The sequence below is a fragment of the Larkinella sp. C7 genome, assembly GCF_006149005.1.
Classification (GTDB): domain Bacteria; phylum Bacteroidota; class Bacteroidia; order Cytophagales; family Spirosomataceae; genus Larkinella.
The window spans coordinates 269,146-287,188 of sequence record NZ_VBSL01000001.1 but is presented as its reverse complement, the minus strand read 5'-3'; the positions used below and the strand labels follow the sequence as shown (position 1 = coordinate 287,188).

15 protein-coding genes are annotated in these 18,043 nt (G+C 52.4%); 4 read left to right on the top strand and 11 right to left on the bottom strand.

Annotated features, from left to right (window positions below; genetic code table 11):
• The first annotated feature begins 348 nt into the window (after positions 1-348).
• The 3 genes from metE to FH871_RS01205 all read left to right on the top strand — a co-directional run bounded on the left by metE (position 349) and on the right by FH871_RS01205 (position 3,457).
• The gene (gene metE, locus FH871_RS01215) at positions 349-2,676 is read left to right on the top strand and encodes a 5-methyltetrahydropteroyltriglutamate--homocysteine S-methyltransferase (protein WP_138989518.1); all 2,328 of its coding nucleotides are present in this window, start codon (positions 349-351) and stop codon (positions 2,674-2,676) included.
• Positions 2,677-2,801: 125 nt separating this feature from the next.
• Positions 2,802-3,047 carry a cysteine-rich CWC family protein gene (locus tag FH871_RS01210; RefSeq protein ID WP_138989517.1) on the top strand — a complete coding sequence of 82 codons (246 nt, stop codon included), beginning with the start codon at positions 2,802-2,804 and terminating at the stop codon, positions 3,045-3,047.
• Positions 3,048-3,070: 23 nt separating this feature from the next.
• Entirely contained in the window at positions 3,071-3,457 is a 387-nt protein-coding gene (locus FH871_RS01205; protein WP_212768191.1) for an acyl-CoA thioesterase, read from the top strand.
• Between the two features lies 1 nt (position 3,458).
• On the opposite strand, the gene FH871_RS01200 is transcribed toward FH871_RS01205, so the two are convergent.
• The 8 genes from FH871_RS01200 to FH871_RS01165 form a co-directional block, all read right to left on the bottom strand.
• Entirely contained in the window at positions 3,459-5,780 is a 2,322-nt protein-coding gene (locus FH871_RS01200) for a S9 family peptidase (RefSeq protein WP_138989516.1), read from the bottom strand.
• 266 nt (positions 5,781-6,046) lie between these two features.
• Positions 6,047-7,981 (bottom strand): pyrroloquinoline quinone-dependent dehydrogenase, encoded by a 1,935-nt coding sequence (locus FH871_RS01195; protein WP_138989515.1) that lies wholly within the window; start codon positions 7,979-7,981, stop codon positions 6,047-6,049.
• Positions 7,982-8,129: 148 nt separating this feature from the next.
• Positions 8,130-9,317, bottom strand: coding sequence for a helix-turn-helix transcriptional regulator (locus tag FH871_RS01190; protein ID WP_138989514.1), 1,188 nt, complete (start codon positions 9,315-9,317; stop codon positions 8,130-8,132).
• 156 nt (positions 9,318-9,473) lie between these two features.
• A complete protein-coding gene (gene sppA / locus FH871_RS01185) occupies positions 9,474-11,237 on the bottom strand; it encodes a signal peptide peptidase SppA (RefSeq protein ID WP_138989513.1) in 1,764 nt (587 codons plus the stop codon).
• Positions 11,238-11,550: 313 nt separating this feature from the next.
• Entirely contained in the window at positions 11,551-12,171 is a 621-nt protein-coding gene (locus FH871_RS01180; RefSeq protein WP_114409390.1) for an inorganic pyrophosphatase, read from the bottom strand.
• 105 nt (positions 12,172-12,276) lie between these two features.
• Positions 12,277-13,245, bottom strand: coding sequence for a glycosyltransferase family 2 protein (locus tag FH871_RS01175; RefSeq protein ID WP_138989512.1), 969 nt, complete (start codon positions 13,243-13,245; stop codon positions 12,277-12,279).
• 106 nt (positions 13,246-13,351) lie between these two features.
• The gene (locus FH871_RS01170) at positions 13,352-14,050 is read right to left on the bottom strand and encodes a tRNA1(Val) (adenine(37)-N6)-methyltransferase (protein ID WP_138989511.1); all 699 of its coding nucleotides are present in this window, start codon (positions 14,048-14,050) and stop codon (positions 13,352-13,354) included.
• Between the two features lie 83 nt (positions 14,051-14,133).
• On the bottom strand, positions 14,134-14,766 hold the full coding sequence (locus FH871_RS01165) for a viroplasmin family protein (protein ID WP_138989510.1): 633 nt from the start codon (positions 14,764-14,766) through the stop codon (positions 14,134-14,136).
• A gap of 251 nt (positions 14,767-15,017) precedes the next feature.
• On the opposite strand from FH871_RS01165, the gene FH871_RS01160 reads away from it, so the two are divergent.
• Positions 15,018-15,311 carry a hypothetical protein gene (locus FH871_RS01160; protein WP_138989509.1) on the top strand — a complete coding sequence of 98 codons (294 nt, stop codon included), beginning with the start codon at positions 15,018-15,020 and terminating at the stop codon, positions 15,309-15,311.
• A 63-nt stretch (positions 15,312-15,374) separates the two neighbouring features.
• Here FH871_RS01160 and FH871_RS01155 read toward each other — a convergent pair whose 3' ends face one another.
• The 3 genes from FH871_RS01155 to FH871_RS01145 all read right to left on the bottom strand — a co-directional run bounded on the left by FH871_RS01155 (position 15,375) and on the right by FH871_RS01145 (position 17,996).
• Complete coding sequence (locus tag FH871_RS01155) at positions 15,375-15,572, bottom strand: hypothetical protein (RefSeq protein ID WP_138989508.1); 198 nt, start codon at positions 15,570-15,572, stop codon at positions 15,375-15,377.
• A 204-nt stretch (positions 15,573-15,776) separates the two neighbouring features.
• Positions 15,777-17,084, bottom strand: a complete 1,308-nt coding sequence (gene murA, locus FH871_RS01150) for a UDP-N-acetylglucosamine 1-carboxyvinyltransferase (RefSeq protein ID WP_138989507.1) — start codon at positions 17,082-17,084, stop codon at positions 15,777-15,779.
• 105 nt (positions 17,085-17,189) lie between these two features.
• On the bottom strand, positions 17,190-17,996 hold the full coding sequence (locus FH871_RS01145) for a DUF4290 domain-containing protein (RefSeq protein WP_138989506.1): 807 nt from the start codon (positions 17,994-17,996) through the stop codon (positions 17,190-17,192).
• Between the last annotated feature and the right edge of the window lie 47 nt (positions 17,997-18,043).

Sequence of the window (18,043 nt, the reverse complement as noted above, 5' to 3'; positions counted from 1 at the left end):
AAGAAAAAATGTCTGATAAAGCTCCAAATATAGATTATTATTCCAACTTAAATATCATATACTAGATATATAATCTTATTCTCTAAATTTGTTGAGATTTTTAATCTGGTACAGATGCTTCGATTGCATTTGACACCGCTTTTCCTTGAAAGACGGGCAGGCAACTTGCCTTAGCCATGTTAATCAAACCGACGCGCTTCCGGGCTTCCATCCGTTTCTGACTTTTACGTATTGTCCTGTTTTCAGGGCCTGGGTGAGGTGTGTCATGGGGGTTGGTTTTCCGCAGCGTGCGGGTGTAGTAAAGTGTTTGGCAAAGAATTCTGTACCCTTTTTAACCAACACACACAAATGCTCGCACACAACCTCGGCTATCCACGAATCGGTAGCCACCGCGAACTCAAAAAGGCCAGTGAACAGTACTGGAACGGAAAAATGACGCATGACCAACTGGTCGAAGCCGGGCAGCGCATCCGGCGCGACAACTGGCTCACCCAGCAACAGGCCGGCATCGCGCTCATTCCGTGCAACGATTTCTCGTTTTACGATCAGATCCTGGATTGGTCGCTGACCATCGATGCCATCCCGGAACGGTTTCGGCCGCTTGCCGAAAAACCGGAGGTCCGCGAACTGAATCTCTATTTTGCCATGGCTCGGGGCTATCAACAGGACGGCCTGGATCTGATCGCCCTGGAAATGACGAAGTGGTTCGACACCAACTACCATTACCTCGTTCCCGAATTCAGCAAGGCGCAATCGTTTTCGCTGCGTTCCGGGAAAGTCTTCACGGATTTTGAGGAAGCCAGAACCGTACTGGGCCGTATTCCGAAACCGGTTATGCCAGGGCCGGTCACGTATCTGTTGCTGGGAAAAGAAAAAGAGGACGGTTTTCACCGGCTGGATTTGCTCGAACGACTACTGCCCGTGTACGAACAGATTCTGAGCCGTTTGGAAGCGCAGGGTGCCGAATGGATTCAGTTTGACGAACCGGGTCTGGTGCTGGATGCGGACGAACAACACCAAACGGCCTACGCCACGGCTTACCGGTTTTTGCGCGAACGGTTTCCGAACCTGAAATTTCTGGTCGCTTCGTACTTCGAATGTTTTGGCGAAAACCTTAGTCTGGCGACGCAATTGCCGGTCGATGCACTGCACATCGACCTGGTCCGTTGCCCCAATCAACTGGATGATTTGCTGAAGACGGATTTTGTCGATCGGAAAACCATCCTGTCGCTGGGCGTAGTGGATGGCCGGAACATCTGGATCAATGACCTGACCCGTTCGCTCGGCCTGATCCAGAAAGCCACTGACGTCCTGGGCCAAAACCGCGTGTGGGTGGCTCCATCGTGTTCGCTGCTGCACACGCCCTGCGATCTGGATTCGGAGACGGAAGACAGCGGTTTAACGCCCGAAATCAAACAATGGCTGGCTTTTGCCAAACAGAAGCTGGGCGAAGTGGTCAAACTGGCAACGATTGCGACTCAGCCCGACAGCGAACAGGCGCAGACCTGGCTGATTGAAAATGAGACGGTTTTGGCCGTGCGCCGACAATCCACGCTGATCAACCGCCCGGAAGTTCAGCAACGGGTGAGCCAATTGACCGACAAAGATACGCACCGGAACGCAGCCTTTCACCGGCGCCAAAGCATCCAGCACGAGCGGTTGAATCTGCCTCTTTTCCCGACAACGACCATTGGCTCGTTTCCACAAACCGACGACGTGCGCATCAACCGGGCGAAGTTCAAAAAAGGGGAGAAAACGCTGGAACTGTACGAAGATTTTATCCGGGTTGAAACCGAAAAAGCCATCCGCTGGCAGGAAGAAATCGGTCTGGATGTGCTGGTTCACGGCGAATTTGAACGCAACGATATGGTCGAATATTTCGGCGAGTTGCTCGGTGGGTTTGCTTTTAGTCAGAATGGCTGGGTGCAGAGCTACGGCTCGCGCTGTGTCAAACCGCCGATCATCTACGGCGACGTTCACCGCCCCGAACCCATGACGGTTCGCTGGGCCGAGTATGCGCAATCGCTGACCCAAAAACCGGTCAAAGGGATGCTGACCGGCCCGGTAACGATTCTGCAATGGTCGTTTGTTCGGGATGATCAGCCGCGCCGGGATACATGTATGCAGATTGCTTTCGCGATTCGGGATGAAGTGGTCGATCTGGAACGGGCTGGTATTCAGATAATTCAGATTGACGAACCGGCCATTCGGGAAGGCTTGCCGCTGCGTCGCGAAAACTGGGAAACCTACCTGGACTGGGCCGTGAAGGCGTTCCGGGTGTCGGCGTCGGGTGTGCGCAACGAAACCCAGATTCACACCCACATGTGTTATTCGGAATTCAACGACATCATCCAGCCCATTGCCGATCTGGACGCCGACGTGATCACGATCGAAACCTCGCGGTCGCAGATGGAATTGCTGGATGCTTTTGTTCAATTCAATTATCCGAACGAAATTGGTCCCGGCGTCTACGACATTCACAGCCCGCGCGTGCCGACCACGGAAGAAATCATCGCGTTGCTTCATAAAGCTGCCGGTGTGTTGCCGGTTCGGAACCTGTGGGTCAATCCGGATTGTGGACTGAAAACCCGTCGCTGGCCGGAAACGGAACAGGCGCTCAAAAACATGGTGCAAGCTGCCCAAACGGCGCGGAATCTGCTGATTGAGAAGGTGTAAGGACGTTTTTTAATAATAAATAGTAAATGATGAATGGCAAATGTAAAAGTAAGCTGACGCGTTCGAACCACTTTTACATTTGCCATTTATCATTTTACATTTATTATTTCCGTTGTTATAAGCATATGGAAACACAAACGAAAAAGCACGAAACCGTCGGTTGTCCGCGTTGTGGAGCGGCTTTTGAATGCAAGGTCGGCAGCATCAACCTTTGCCAGTGTGTGGCGGTTCAGTTGAGCGACGAGCAGCGGGATTACGTCCGTTCCCAGTTTTCCACGTGTTTATGCGCCGGGTGTTTGCAGGAAGTCCGAACGGAATACAACCAACAAAAGCATCAGGAATTGCTGGGAAAATTCCGGAATGCGCATTGAAATTTGCCCCTAATTTTGAACCAATGATTCCACTCGAAGAACGAATACAACTTGCCGAAACCCGGGTTTTCAAAGCGGTTTTTCCCAACACCACCAATCATTACGATACCCTTTTTGGCGGAACGGCCATGCAGATGATGGACGAAATTGCGTTCATTACCGCTACTCGGTTTACCCGCAAACGGGTTGTGACGGTTTCATCGGATAAAATCAATTTCAACAAGCCCATTCCGGCCGGAACGATTGTTGAACTCATTGGCCGCGTGGCGCATTTGGGAAATACCAGCCTGCGGATCGATGTCGATATTTTTGTCGAGGAAATGTACAGCGATCACCGCGAGCGGGCCGTCCACGGTTCGTTTACGTTTGTGGCCATCGATGAGCACAAAAATCCGGTAAAAATTCTCTGATTTACTTTCCGGTTCCCGAACCGGCTGCGTCCCTGCTGATTTCATTCCAGTTCGGCGGATCGACGCCCAGCAAACTTTTGACGAAGAAATCCCGCCGTTTGCGCTCGCCAAAGTCGCCACCCGCCGTGTGGCCGAGGCCCGGCAAGGTCACCAGTTCAAAGTTTTTATTGGCTTTGATGAGTGCATTCGCCAGTTGGTAGGTCGAAGCGGGGTCCACGTTGTCGTCCACTTCGCCCACGAGCAGCAACAAATTCCCCTGCAATTTGTGCGCGTTCGTGACGTTTGAACACTCATCATACTGCGGCCCGATGGGGTAGCCCATCCATTGTTCGTTCCACCACATTTTGTCCATGCGGTTGTCGTGGCAGCCACAGGACGAAACGGCGGCTTTGTAGAATTCGGGATGAAACAGGAGCGCGGCCGTTGCGCTTTGTCCGCCCGCCGACGTTCCGAAAATGCCTACTTTGCTCAAATCCAGGTGATTGTATTTCTGAGCAGCCGCTTTCAGCCACAGAATCCGGTCGGGAAAACCGGCATCTTTCAGATTTTTCCAACACACGTCCTGAAAGGCTTTGGAGCGGTTGGAGGTTCCCATACCGTCGATTTGCACGACAATAAAACCCAGCTCGGCCAGCTCGTGCATTGACACCGAATTGCTCATAAACGATTTCGGTACGAACGAACCGTGCGGCCCGGCGTAAATATTTTCGATAACCGGGTATTTTTTGTTGGGATCAAAATTGGTCGGACGAATGATAATGCCCCAGATGTCGGTTTTTCCGTCGCGCCCTTTGGCTGAAAACACTTCCGGTTCTTTCCAGCCCGCTTTTTGCCAGAGGCTGATATCGGCTTTTTCAAGTTCGAGTACCACGCTGCCATCGGCGGAATTGCGCAAAACCGTCACCGGCGGCAGATTCACACGGGAATAGGAATCGACAAAATAGCTGAAATCCGGTGAAAACGTAGCCGTGTGGTTGGCGTCTTCGGTCGTCAGGGCTGTCAGGCCGGAACCGTCGAAATTGACTTTGTAATAGTGAACAAAATACGGGTCCTGATCGGCGTTTCGGCCGCTGGCGGCAAACAGAATCGTCCGGTTTTTGTCGTCGATATGCACCAGATTGCGAACGACCCATTCTCCTTTGGTAATCTGTTTTTTCACTTTCCCGCTAACACCATCGATCAGGTACAGGTGGTTCCAGCCGTCGCGTTCCGACGCCCAGACGATCTCCTGCCCGTCGTTGACATCATGGCGGGCGCGTTTACCGCTGTAGTCGATAAACGTGTTGCTGCGCTCTTCAATGAGCGGTTTTACGACGCCGGTCGTGGCGTTCACGTCCAGAATCCGGTAAACCTGGTGACCGCGCTGGTTGTATTCAAACGTAAACGAGCGGCTGTCTTTGCGCCACTCCAGCCGCGACAAACTGAATTGCTGGTTAAACAGCGCATCATCGACCGAGATCTGCTTTTTGGTTTCGACCCAGAAAAGCTGAGGCCGCCGAACCGGCAGTGCATCACCCGGTTTCAGGTATTCGCGGGATTCCAGTTTGGGTTGAAGCTGGTCGTCCGGCGACGATCGGACGAAGTGAATCAGGCGTTTGGCGTTGGGGCGAACCTTATTGGTAACCAGCTTCTTCGCATCGGGTGACCACTGAATGTATGCGGAATAATAGTCGCCTTCCGAGCCGTCGTAACTGAGCTGGGTTTCCTGTTTTGTTTTTTCGGAACGGATATACAGGTTGTAGTTTTTGATGAAGGCGGTTTGGGAACTGTCGGGCGAAAAAACCGGTTTCCCGTCGCGTTCGCTGCGGCTGTTGCCCCAATAGCCACGGTCGGTGGGTTCGGCCTGAAATGCGCCTTTTTTTCGAAAAGCAAACGCGCCGGTCGACACTTGCCAGGTCGACCCTTCGGCCACAAATTCGAGTTCTTCATCGTCCTTTCCGTAGGTAATGGCCGTGAACGGCAAATTGAACGGATCGATTTTCTTACCCGTTGCTTCGGATAATTTCTTTGCCAGTTGTTCCTGGTCGAAGGCAGGTTGGCGCGTCTTTTTTCGGGGATCGACCACCACAAATTCGAGTCCGCGCGCCGTTCGGACCAAATACCAGAGTTTCTGAGCGGGTGTCCAATAGACGTTGTTCGGGGCGTTATAGACTTTATTCCGTAGCGTTTCCTTCAAAGCCGCCGACCGTTTATAGTCCTCGAGTTTCCCCTGCGCCCAAACCGAACCCGCAAAGCCGCCAGCCAGCCAGCAAAGCAGAAATAAGAACGATGAACGGACAAACCATCCGGTTGACAGGCGGGTTGGCAGACGTGGAATTTTCATCAGGGAAAAGATTGGAAATAGCAGCGGGAATTTTTACGAAAATACGAAAAAACAGAACACCCGGCCATTCCGAGCGATTCGGAAGGACCGGGCGTGTTCAGTCAGAACCTCATGACGCGAGCCGGTAACATCAGCGGTTCCCCTGGCGCTTCGTTATCATTGGTAGGTCGAGCCAAAGGCTTCTGTGCCGGATATACGAGTCAGGGGCGAAAATGGTTGCGTTGCAATGAAAAAAAGTTTGGGTCGAAAAACGAGGGCGACATTCTTTACGGCAACTGATAGGCCACCACATAGTCCCCCAGTTTCGTTCCCAGCTTGCCGTGGCCTCCGGCGGCAATGACCACGTATTGCTTTCCATTGATCTGGTACGTCATCGGCGTGGCCTGTCCACCGGCGGGCAGCGGAACCTCCCATTGCAGGCTGCCGTCGCTGGTTTTAAACGCCCGAAAATGGCCGTCTATTGAAGCCGCTACGAAAACCAGACCGCCAGCCGTCGCAATGGCCCCGCCAAAGTTGATCGAACCCCATTGTTTCGCTTCGGGAAACTGACGCGGATCGAGCATGAACCCCAGTGGTACTTCCCATTCCAATGTGCCTTTTTTGAGATTAATAGCCGCTAAGGTTCCCCAGGGTGGAGCGGTTTGCATCGTTAAGCCCGTTTCCGTTTTAGCAAACAGATAGCTGCGTTTCATCACGTAGGGTGTGCCGGACTGCATACCGGTTTCTGCCCGCATCAACTCCTGGTCGTTTTTGACCGATTGTGCCAACTGGGCTCTCGGAATCAAGGTGATAGACGCGGCCAGTCGGTTGACATTGGTGATCAGCAAACCGGATTCGGGATCATAACACATCCCGCTCCAGTTGATCCCGCCCACATTGCCCGGTGCAACGAGTGTGCCTTTGAGCGAAGGGGGCGTAAAAGGACCTTCGTAACGCAGGGCGGCAATCCGGCGTTGGGCGGCCGCTTTCGCGTCAGGTGTCAGGCCCCAGGCTTCCGGTTTTTGCAACCCCAGCAGGGGAAGCGTCGCCGGAAAAGGCTGGGTGGGATACGCTTCTTCTCCCGCTAGATCGGACGCCGGAACGCGCCGTTCCTCAACGGGCAGTAGCGGAAGGCCGGTTTCGCGGTGCAGGATAAAAACGTGTCCCATCTTCGTGCCGACGGCCACCGCCGGCACCGGTTTTCCGTTCTGGTTATACGAAAACAGCAATGGCTGGGCCGCATTGTCATAATCCCAGATATCGTGGTGAACCGTCTGGAAACTCCACACCACTTTTCCGGTGGAAGCGCGAATCGCGACGATGGAACTGGCGTTGGCGTTTTTGCCCAATCGCTCTCCGCCGTAATAATCCGGGCTGGGCGAAGTGGTGGGAATGAAGACCAGATCCCGTTCGGCATCCGCCGAGATGACCGACCAGGCATTGGCGGCCCCGGTTTGGGTGGCATTGGGGCCTTTCCAGGTGTCGAAACCGGGATCGGTTTTGGAACGCGGAATGGGGTCCCAGCTCCAGCGTAATTTTCCGGTGACCGCATCGTAGGCCCGAACGACGCCCCGTTCGTAGTTGAACCGCTGGTTGTCGCCCATCGACGACCCGACGACGATGGTGTTGCCGATAACGGCGGGGGGCGAGGTGACGCTGATGTTGCCGACGCCCTGCCGCAGATCAACGGTTCCGTCTTTTCCGAATGAAGAAACCGGCTTGCCGGTTTGGGCATCCAGCGCAATGAGCCGACCGTCCAGTGTGGGGATCAAAATCCGTTTGGCGGCACCGGAAGCGGTTTTATCGTTGGATGCGGGCCAGACCGAAACGCCCCGTGAGGTGATTTCGGAGAGATCCTGCCGCAAATAGACCTCCGGATCGTACGACCATTTTTGCTGCCCGGTGGCAGCATCGATGGCAAAAACCCGCGACGAAGGCGTGCTGAAAAAAAGGGTTCCGTCGACCATCAACGGCGTCGCTTCAAAAGCCGCTTTTTCGTCGGCACTCGTGCCTTTGTATTGTTCCAGTTCCCCCGTTCGGAACGTCCAGGCCACGGTCAACTGTTTGACGTTGCCCGTATTGATTTGTTTCAGGGGGGAAAACCGCATGCCGCCCGGATCGTTGCCGTAAGCGGGCCATTCGACCGAGCCGCTGGTTTGCGGTTGCCCAATGGCGGGAAGGGCTGCGTAAAGAAAGAGAAGCGTTGAAAGGAGGTAGTTCATGGGGATGGTTTCTTCCGAAATAGGCGGTTTTATCTGAATGAATAAAGCCAATGTCAGCGCACTGCTCGGAAAATGCGGTGGCTGCCTGGCTGGGACAAAGATGGCCGTCTACGGGTGCTCAACCGCCATTTTCCGATCGTCAAGAAGTTCATGCCGACCGGGACGAAGTCGCCGTGGCCCGAAATTGTGCCGGTGTCTGCCCCGTCAGCCGCTTAAACGCCGTGTGAAAAGCCGAGGTGGAATTATAGCCCACGCGCTCGGCAATCTCATCGATTTTCAGGTTAGCAGTACCGGAATCCTGTAACAATTGTTGCGCTTCGCGCACCCGGTAGGTCGCCAGCAGATCGAAGAAACTTTGCTCCCGCCGGTCGTTGAGCAGTTGGGAAAGGTGGTGAGACGAGGTGCCGAGTTGCTGAGCCAGTTTGGTCAGGGAAAGGTCGCTTTGGAGGTACGGTTTTTCGTCCGCCATCAATCGCGTCAGTTTTTGCAGAACCGCTTCTTCCACTTCTTCCGACAGCGCCGATTTCTCGTATTTTTTGCGGGGTGCTGGGGCTTCGGGTTCCGGATCGGGTTCTTCAACGAAGAAATTGGACCCGCGCATCACCAGAAAACTGGTGGTATAAATAAGCAGGGTAAGGTAACAGGCCAGGATATAGTCGCCCAGATCCTCGTAGAATTGGGGTTTGATAAAAAACGCCAGAATGGGAAAAGACAAATTCAGGAGAATCAGGTTTCGGAGTGGAGCCAATTGGCTGGGTGCTGGTTGAAACAACGAAAGCCCCCGCAGTCGAAACGCTTTGCGAATATCGAGGAAGGAGAAGAAGGCATAGATCGCGCAACTTAGCATGGTCATTTCACTGACGTAATCGCGCAGGTTCGTGAAATCTTCCGGCAGGTATTCGTCGCTGTCTATATACGCTAGTTCGGGGTGATACGCATGGAGGTAAGAGTTGTATTTAAATTCGATGGGCTGGTAGAACCAGGTGATGGAGTTGATGGTCCAGATGAAGGCGGGCAGCAGGTGCCAGAACCAGCGCTTCGGCAGCCGTTGGTGGAGCCGGGCGAAAACAAAGAAAAAATACAGCGGGCCGAGCGTAAAATTGACCGGTTCTGAAAAGTCGATCAGCCACAGAATCTGGAACATGTAATTGGTGTAGCACAGGAAAATTTCGGCAATGATGGCCGACAGACCCAGCATAAACCAGCCGATGCACCGGTTTGAAACCACCCGCCCCCGTTCGCCCGTCAGGAAAAAGATGCCGAGGAAAATTCCCTGGGCCACTCCCAGCAGAATAATCAGAGCAAATAAATCGAGGTGAACCGGCAGTGTCTTCATAGGCTACAGCAATGCGTTTGTAAGATACAAAAAAGACGGTGCAGGTGTTTGCAATCAAAAAGACCTGCCAGGTTTTAACAACCTGGCAGGTCTTGTCTTGACGGTTTTCGACGTAGACCTGTCAGCTTTTAAAAAGCTGACAGGTCTACGTAATCGTTATTTAACGTCCAGTCCAAACGGCAGACGGGCCTGAATTCCTTCCATCCGTTTCAGCGTCTTGAGGTATTTAACATACGGAGCCAGGTCGCCGAGGGTGGCCTTCATGCTTTCCTCGTCGCTGCCGGTAAAGGATTTTACCAGTTCTTCAATCGCGTTCTTCTTCTCCGGGGTATACCGGACGCGGTAGTCACCCGCTTCCAGTTTAGCGGCTTTGGCGGCCAGTTGAATGGCTCTGTCCAGCCCGCCCAGTTCGTCGACGAGCCCGTTGGCTTTCGCCTGAACGCCCGACCAAACCCGGCCCGACGCCAGGGCTTTCAGGCTGTCGACCGACAGCTTGCGGCCCTGAGCGGCTTTGCTGGTGAAAATTTCGTAGCCCCGGTTGACGCTTTGTTGCAGCACATTCTTTTCAAAAGGCGTCATTTCGCGGGTGAAAGAAGGAAAATCGGAGTGCGTATTGGTCACCACCCGGTCGTAGGTGATGCCCAATTTATCCTTAAAAAAACCTTCCGTATTGAACAGCATCCCGAAAATGCCGATGGAGCCTGTAATCGTATTGGGTTCGGCCACAATCTGGCGGGCGCCCATCGCCAGGTAATAGCCGCCCGAAGCCGCATAATCGGACATCGATGCAATTACCGGTTTGGCTTTGTTGGCCAGCACAATTTCGCGCCACATCACATCCGACGCCAGCGCACTGCCCCCCGGTGAGTTGACCCGAATGACGATGGCTTTCACTTTTTCGTCCAGCCGCGCTTTCCGGATTTGTTCGGCAACGCGATCGGAAGCGATGTTTTCGTCGTCTTTGCCGGACACAATTTCACCATCGGTTACAATGACGGCAATGCGGTTTTTGATGTTTCCTTCTTCGACGTATTTCTTGGCATTTTCGTATTTCCCCAGCGAAACGAAGTCGATTTTCTTCTTCTCATCCACTTTCAGGGACTTGCGAATGTCGGTCTCCACTTCGTCATAATACGCCACTTTCGTCACCAGTTTGGCTCTCAGGGCATCTCCGGCGGTTTGGATGGACAGGTCGTCGGCCAGTTTCTTCAACTCCGGAACCTGCAAACCCCGGCTTTGGGCGATATTTGCCAGAAAATGGTTGTTGAGAGAATTCAGGAAGGACGTGGTTTGTGCTTTGTTGGCTTCGCTCATGTCTTCCCGAATGAAGGGCTCAACGGCACTTTTGAATTCGCCGACCCGGAAAATTTCGGGTTTGATGCCCAACTTATCGAAGGTTCCTTTGAAAAACGTGTATTCGGCATCCAGGCCGTTCCATTCCAGGGCACCAGCCGGATTCAGGTAAATATTGTCGGCTACGGATGCGATGTAATACCCTTTTTCGGTCATCACCTCGCCGTAGGCCACGACGAACTTCTTCGATTTTTTAAAGTCGATGAGGGCGTTCCGGATTTCTTCGAGCGATGCCCAACCGGTTTGCGGGTATTCGGTCTGGACATAAACGCCTTTGATGTTCGGATCCAGTTTGGCGTTGGCCAGTGCTTGTTTCAGGTCGATCAGGCCGATGACATCGCCGGAAGAATTGAAGGGACCAAAACCGCCGAATGGGTTTTCAACGCCGATTTCACGAATCGGGCTATTCAGGTTGAGCTTCAAAACGGAATTTTCCTTTACCGATACTTCATCGCCGGATGCCGCCGAAAAAGCAGACCCGATTGCCAGTACCAGCAGGAAGGCCACGAAGGTGAAAAGCAGTATACCGACGATGGTTGCAAAAACGTATTTAAAAAACTGACGCATGTTTTGGGTTGACGACTGACGATTTGTGAATTAGAAACGAGAAAAAAGACAAGCGATGTGAGACTTGCGACGGTCCGTCGTAATTCACTTCCAAGGGTACCATTTCATGTATTTACACCTAAAGCGATAAGGTACATGAAACGGATTGAAATTCACACCGACCTCATAACAAAAATAAAAAGGAGACGGCTCCCCATCTCCTTACTTTATGTTGAATGTGACAATTTGAGGAAGAGTGGAAAACAGAACGGAAGGGAGGAAAGCCGCCCGTCAGCCAGTCCGCTTTTTTTCCGTTTCCGTTCATTCGTTCCGGTTATTTCGCCTGGTTGCGAATCAGCAGCCAGTAGTCTTCAATCGACCGGCGAATGACTTCGTGGGCTTCCTGCCGACCGTAGACATTGACGATTTCGCACGTCATCGGTTCGCCGGGTAAGTTTTTGTACGTCAGGAAGTAGTGTTTCAGGCGTTGCACCACGCTGTCGGGAAGTTGGTGCAGGTCTTCGTAGCCTTTATACATCCCGTCGCCTTTCAGGATTGCGATGATTTTGTCGTCGGCTTCACCTTTGTCGAGCAAGCGAAAACCGCCGATGGGTATGGCTTGCAGAATGATGTTTCCGTGGGTAATGGCGTGTTCGCTCAGCACGCAGATGTCGATCGGGTCACCATCGCCTTTTTCAATTTCACGACCGGAGCGTTCGCGGGCCAGAGAGGCCACCTGCTCGTCGCAATACGTCATCGGAATGAATCCGTAGAGCGCCGGAACGATGTTGGAGTATTTCTGCGGGCGGTCGATTTTCAGATAACCCGTTTCTTTGTCAACTTCATACTTCACCGTGTCGGTTGGTACAATTTCAATGAAAGCCGTCACTTGTTCCGGAGCGTTTTCACCGATTGGAATCCCATGCCAGGGATGTGCTTTAAATTGATTGTTCATCTTTTTTATAGTCGAGTAACTAAATGCGGTTGGTTGGTTTTAAATGGTTGGTATGGTTGAGGATGGCTTTATGGTTGTAAATGGTTGGTAAGGATGGTTAGCTTGTCAGCCACCAACCTGATCGGCGATTAAATAATCGCCGGTTTTGTTGGTCGATTGCCGTACCAGCATTTCCCCCAAAAAACCGGCCAAAAATAACTGAACGCCGAGGATAATTGCCACTAAGGCCAGAAAAAACAGCGGATTGTCGGTTACATTGCGGTACTTCAGGCGATTGGCAATGTTATATAACTTTTCGCTGATGAGGTAAATCGTAATGATGGTCCCGATAAAAAAGGACAGGGTTCCGAAACTGCCGAACAGGTGCATCGGCCGGCGGCTGAATTTATGCACAAAGGCGATGACGAGCAAGTCCAGAAAACCGTTGATGAACCGGTTGAGCCCGAATTTTGTCGTTCCGTATTTGCGTGCCTGATGCTGCACTACCTTTTCGCCAATCTTGTGAAAACCGTTCCATTTGGCCACAATTGGCAGATTTCGGTGCATTTCGCCGTACAGGTTCATCGACTTCACCACCGCCTGGCGGTAGGCTTTGATGCCGGAGTTGAAATCATGCAGGTGAACGCCCGACACCCAGCGGGATACGGCATTAAAGAACTTCGTCGGGATGGTTTTGGTCAGCGGGTCGTAGCGTTTCTGTTTCCAGCCCGACACCAGGTCGTAGCCATCGACGGTAATCATGCGGTACAATTCCGGGATTTCGTCAGGGCTGTCCTGCAAATCTGCATCCAGCGTAATGACAACCTGTCCGTTGGTTGCCTGAAAACCGGTCTGGAGGGCGGCCGTTTTGCCGTAATTCCGCGTAAACCGGATGCCCCGCACCTGCGGGTTCCGTTCGGCAAGCCGGGCGATGACCTCCCACGAACGGTCGGTGCTGCCGTCATCGACAAACAGAATTTCGTACGTATACCCCTGCTCCGTCATCACCCGTACAATCCAGTCGTGCAGTTCGGGCAACGACTCTTCTTCGTTGTAAAGCGGGATAACGATGGAAAGTTGGCGTTTATCAGTCATAAAAATACAGGCTAAACACGGCCGAAATGAAGCGCAGGCGGGGAACGTTTCCGCAACTTCGCAAGGTCCGGTGTTCAGGATCAGTTCTCCAAAGGTCGTAAGGATTTTAGAAATTCAGATAAAAAGGTTGTAATAACTGACGGAATGATTCCGTATAGATCTTCCCGTCCGGGTTGAAAATGGATAATTGTTCGGTTTTCGGAGTGCTAAACCGGTCGAAAACGAAACCGGCGATGGTTCTAAAAACCGGTTTGGGGTCATTGTGCCGAACTTCGAGCTGTTGATATGGATGCAAACCGGCTTTTTCGGCAATCAAGACCAGTCGTTGCATTTCGGAAGGGGGCAGCAAAACCCAGAATTGGCCCTCCGGTTTCAACAGACGGACGACGCTGGCCAGCAACTCTTCAAACGGTAGTTCGTCGTTGTGCAACGCCCGGTTGACGGCCTGGTCGGGCGATCGCAGATGGTTGGTATAAAAAGGCGGATTGCACAAAATGCGGTCATACGGCTCGGACGAAAACGTTTGAATCCGGCTCTGAACTACCCGAACCCGGTCCGAAAAGGCGCTGGCGTTTACATTTTCAACCGCTTGTCCGAAAGCTGCCGGGTCTATTTCCACCGCATCGATCCGGGCCGTGGGATTCCGTTGAGCCGCCATGAGTGCCAGCAAACCCGTACCCGTTCCGATGTCCAGCAACCGCCCTCCGGTTCCCAGTTCTGCATACGCCCCCAGCACGCACGAATCCGTGCAAACTTTCATGGCCGTCCGGTTCTGGTGAATGGTGAATTGTTTGAAGCGAAACAAAATAATGGTGAATTATGGATGATGGACGATGAATTGACTGACGCGTACCTTCATCGTTCATCATCCATAATTTATCATTTCTCTCATTTTCGACCAAAGTCGGCGGGGTTTTCGCCCCAGTATTCGGTTTCCCATTTCAGGATTTTGTTGAGGAAGTTATTGGTTTTCAGCCAGTTTTCGGCCCGGTCGATCAGCTCGAACAGGTGGGCGTTGCGGGGTGTTTCTTCCAATTTGGTATTGGCTTTCTTTTTCAGGACCCAGCTAATGGCCGTCCGTGAATCGGAATAAATGGGCAGATTGCTGTCGCGCTGTTTCAACCACGCCAGGGCGTGAACGATGGCCAGAAATTCGCCGATGTTATTGGTACCGTCGGGATGAGGGCCCTGGTGGAAGAGGAGTTGCTTCGTGGTGGCATGCACGCCCTGGTATTCCATATCGCCGGTGGCCGTGTTCCAGGCGGCATCGACGGCAATGCTGTCGGCGATGGGTTTACCAACAAATAGCTTCTGGCTTTTGCCATCCGTTCCCGGCCCTTTGCCCTGCAAATGCAGATGCGGTTTTTCGCCCAGCGCTTTGTCGGCCACCGTGCGGCTTTCAAACGATTTGTATAGAGCGCCGGGAAAATTCTGAATCTGCTCCTGACAGCCTTCCCAGGTATCGTAAACTCCTTTTTGCCGCCCTTTCCAGACGACGTAATATTTGGGCGATTTCGCCATGGTGTATCCGTTCAAGAAAGCCGTAAAGATACAAAATGGAAAGAATGTGTGTCCGCGGCATTGGCGAAAACGAAAATCATGACAAAGTAATGCCTTGATTGTTAGGTATAAAGCGGTTGGAATTAAACAATTTGGGGGCCATAGGGTAAAAAAAATAAATATTTTGCCACTTCGACGCAACTAAAATTGTCTCCTATTCGTAGGTAACTCAATTTTGCAGATTCATTAACCCACATCGTTCATAGCTATAAATGATCCTGGTACTTTACGCACTCATTGGCCTGGCAGCCCTTTACATCATCCTGCTGCTGGTAATTGTATTGAACACCCAAAAAGTCTGTGAGTGTAGTCACTGCCACACGGCCATGCACCTGGAACGAACGAACAGACCCCTCTACGTTCGTCGGCTTTATGACTACCTTCCGCTCAAGTATTTCCGTTGCCGGCGTTGCCACCGTACGTTTTATCTGAACAAGAATACACCGGATTCGGAACCGGAAAGCATGAAAGATTCGGCTCCCAAACCGAAAGCTTCTTACACGTAGGGGCACAGTGGCGTAATGGACATCAATCTCCTGATGCCGAGTGGAGTTACCGTACAGAACAGTCTAGCTATGGAGAGTTGGGTTCTCTTCCATCTGACCCCGGATCAGGCGTAATTTCCGGTTTAAATCCCGAAGTTCACCCTGATATTTCCGATACGTAGCCGGATCGCTGCTTTTGAGGGTGTCGTTGTGGCTGTAATGCACTAACAAGGCATTCCGGCGGGCGCTCAGCCGCTGGTAAAGTTCGCTGGTAGGGTTCATTGATCTGTTGTTTTTAGGAATACGGTGAAGGATCTGCCGCGCACCCTTCATGAACTATAACGTTCGTTTTACTGCATAATACGTACCGCTTATCAAAAAATACTATCGCTTATCACAAGGAATACAAAATAAATAGCATTTACATTCAAAAAGCCGCCCCATTTTGGGGCGGCTTTTTGAAAATCACAAGGAAATCGTGGTAAGTTACAATCGCTCGATTTTGGCTCCAATCGCGTTGAGTCGGCCGTCGATGTTTTGATACCCCCGGTCAATTTGCTCGATGTTGTCGATAATGCTTTCGCCTTTGGCCGAAAGAGCCGCAATCAGCAGGGCAACGCCCGCACGTATATCGGGTGACGACATCCGGATGCCTTTCAGTTGCTGCTGGCGATTCAGCCCAATGACCGTGGCCCGGTGCGGATCGCACAGAATCATCTGGGCACCCATTTCAATCAGTTTATCCACAAAAAACAACCGGCTTTCGAACATCTTCTGGTGTACGAGCAGTGTTCCCTGCGCCTGAATGGCCGTGACGAGCACAATGCTGAGCAAATCCGGTGTGAAACCGGGCCAGGGCGCGTCAGAAACCGTCATCATGCCGCCATCCAGAAAACTCTCGATCTGGTAGTGCTCCTGCGCCGGCACAAAAATGTCGTCGCCCCGAAATTCCATCTTGATTCCCAGCCGTTTGAAAACGTCGGGAATGATGCCCAATTGCGGAATCTGGCAGTTTTTGATCGTTATTTCCGACTGCGTCATGGCAGCCAAACCGATGAATGACCCAATTTCGATCATGTCGGGCAACATGGTGTGGTCGGTTCCGCCCAGTTTGTCGACGCCCTCGATGGTGAGCAGGTTGGAAGAAATACCGCTGATTTTGGCGCCCATGCGGTTCAGCATCGAGCACAGTTGCTGCAAATACGGTTCGCAGGCGGCATTGTAGATCGTCGTGGTGCCTTCGGCCAGCACGGCGGCCATCACCACATTGGCGGTTCCGGTAACGGAGGCTTCGTCCAGCAGCATGTAGGTGCCCTTCAAATGGCTGGCATCGACATGGTACATGCCACTTTCGTCGGAGTCGAAATTGAATTTGGCACCCAGTTTTTCAAAACCCAGAAAGTGCGTATCCAGTCGCCGACGGCCAATTTTGTCGCCACCGGGCCGCGGAATCCGTCCGGTTTTGAAACGGCCCAGCATGGGTCCCAGCAGCATGACCGAGCCGCGTAGGGCAGAAGCTTTTTCGCGGTAGTCGGCCGTGTCCAGAATGGCAATATCGACCTGATCGGCCTGAAAACGGTACGATGAAGGAGATAACTGCTGGACCTGAACGCCCAGATCGCCCAGAAGTTCGATCAATTTGTTGACGTCACGGATGTCAGGAATATTATGAATGGTGACCGGCTGATCAGTCAACAAAACCGCACACAGAATCTGGAGTGCTTCGTTTTTAGCGCCCTGCGGGTTGATTTCGCCTTTCAAATGTTGGTCACCGGCAATTCGGAAAGAAGCCATATGGGGAGTTAAGAATTAAGAGTTAAAAGTGAAAAGTTAAGTGCGTACCAGTCAGCCACACGAGCGGCTAACTCATATCTCTTAACTCTGCACTCTTCACTCTGTTTAGCGTCTTTTGCGGTTATTGGGATTGTTGCCACCTCTGAAACGGTCGTTCCGGTGTCCGCCATCGCGGTTGTCACGGCCGCCAGCTCCACCATCCCGGTGACCACGCGATCCCTGGTTGGGGTAGAAGTTGGGGTTATTTTGGCGGTTTCCCGACGTTTCGTTCCGGTTGTAAGCTTGTCCTGAGCCATCGTGACGACCGTGGGATGGCGCTGATCCTTCATTCCGGCCGTGAGAAGGACCGCTGGGCGTCCGCCGGGGCGGTTGATCCCCCGTCCGTTCGCGCGGGGTGGCATCGACAAAACCGTTGGTTCGAATCGACATGATGTCGGCGTGGAGCTTGCCGTTCGCCATCTCGTCGAGGTTGGTCAGGATCGTCTCGTCTTCCACAGCCTCCTTGTTCCAGGTCGAATAAAACGTCTTCATCAACTTGGCCATGTACGAAACGAAGGCCAGGCGTTCTTCGGAATCTTCCAGAGAAATGGCCTTAGCAATCAGGAGGTTGATGTTCTGACCGTAGTGTTTGTAGCGCAAACCGTGGGTATTATACGGAACGGGCTGCGGCTTCTTCCCCAGGACGTCCGCCGTCGGGGGCGGGTAGGGGCTATCCACATCGAGCTTGAAGCCTGACATGATGTAGAGGTCGTCCCACAATTTATTATAGTAATCCTGATTATCCCGCATGTTGGGATGGATCTGCCGCATCAGTTCTACCAGGATGTGCGCGTAGCGGGTGCGCTTCTCGCGGTCTTCGATAGTCTGTAGATGTTCGACTAATTTTTGGATGTTGCTGCCGTACTCTTTCAATCGATTGGGGCGTCTATGGTATGTTTAGACAAAAGTAACAAAAAAAG

Coding starts and splice junctions, on each gene's coding strand:
- metE (WP_138989518.1), top strand. CDS start 349: ATGCTCGCACACAACCTCGGCTATCCACGAATCGGTAGCCACCGCGAA.
- FH871_RS01210 (WP_138989517.1), top strand. CDS start 2,802: ATGGAAACACAAACGAAAAAGCACGAAACCGTCGGTTGTCCGCGTTGT.
- FH871_RS01205 (WP_212768191.1), top strand. CDS start 3,071: ATGATTCCACTCGAAGAACGAATACAACTTGCCGAAACCCGGGTTTTC.
- FH871_RS01200 (WP_138989516.1), bottom strand. CDS start 5,780: ATGAAAATTCCACGTCTGCCAACCCGCCTGTCAACCGGATGGTTTGTC.
- FH871_RS01195 (WP_138989515.1), bottom strand. CDS start 7,981: ATGAACTACCTCCTTTCAACGCTTCTCTTTCTTTACGCAGCCCTTCCC.
- FH871_RS01190 (WP_138989514.1), bottom strand. CDS start 9,317: ATGAAGACACTGCCGGTTCACCTCGATTTATTTGCTCTGATTATTCTG.
- sppA (WP_138989513.1), bottom strand. CDS start 11,237: ATGCGTCAGTTTTTTAAATACGTTTTTGCAACCATCGTCGGTATACTG.
- FH871_RS01180 (WP_114409390.1), bottom strand. CDS start 12,171: ATGAACAATCAATTTAAAGCACATCCCTGGCATGGGATTCCAATCGGT.
- FH871_RS01175 (WP_138989512.1), bottom strand. CDS start 13,245: ATGACTGATAAACGCCAACTTTCCATCGTTATCCCGCTTTACAACGAA.
- FH871_RS01165 (WP_138989510.1), bottom strand. CDS start 14,766: ATGGCGAAATCGCCCAAATATTACGTCGTCTGGAAAGGGCGGCAAAAA.
- FH871_RS01160 (WP_138989509.1), top strand. CDS start 15,018: ATGATCCTGGTACTTTACGCACTCATTGGCCTGGCAGCCCTTTACATC.
- FH871_RS01155 (WP_138989508.1), bottom strand. CDS start 15,572: ATGAACCCTACCAGCGAACTTTACCAGCGGCTGAGCGCCCGCCGGAAT.
- murA (WP_138989507.1), bottom strand. CDS start 17,084: ATGGCTTCTTTCCGAATTGCCGGTGACCAACATTTGAAAGGCGAAATC.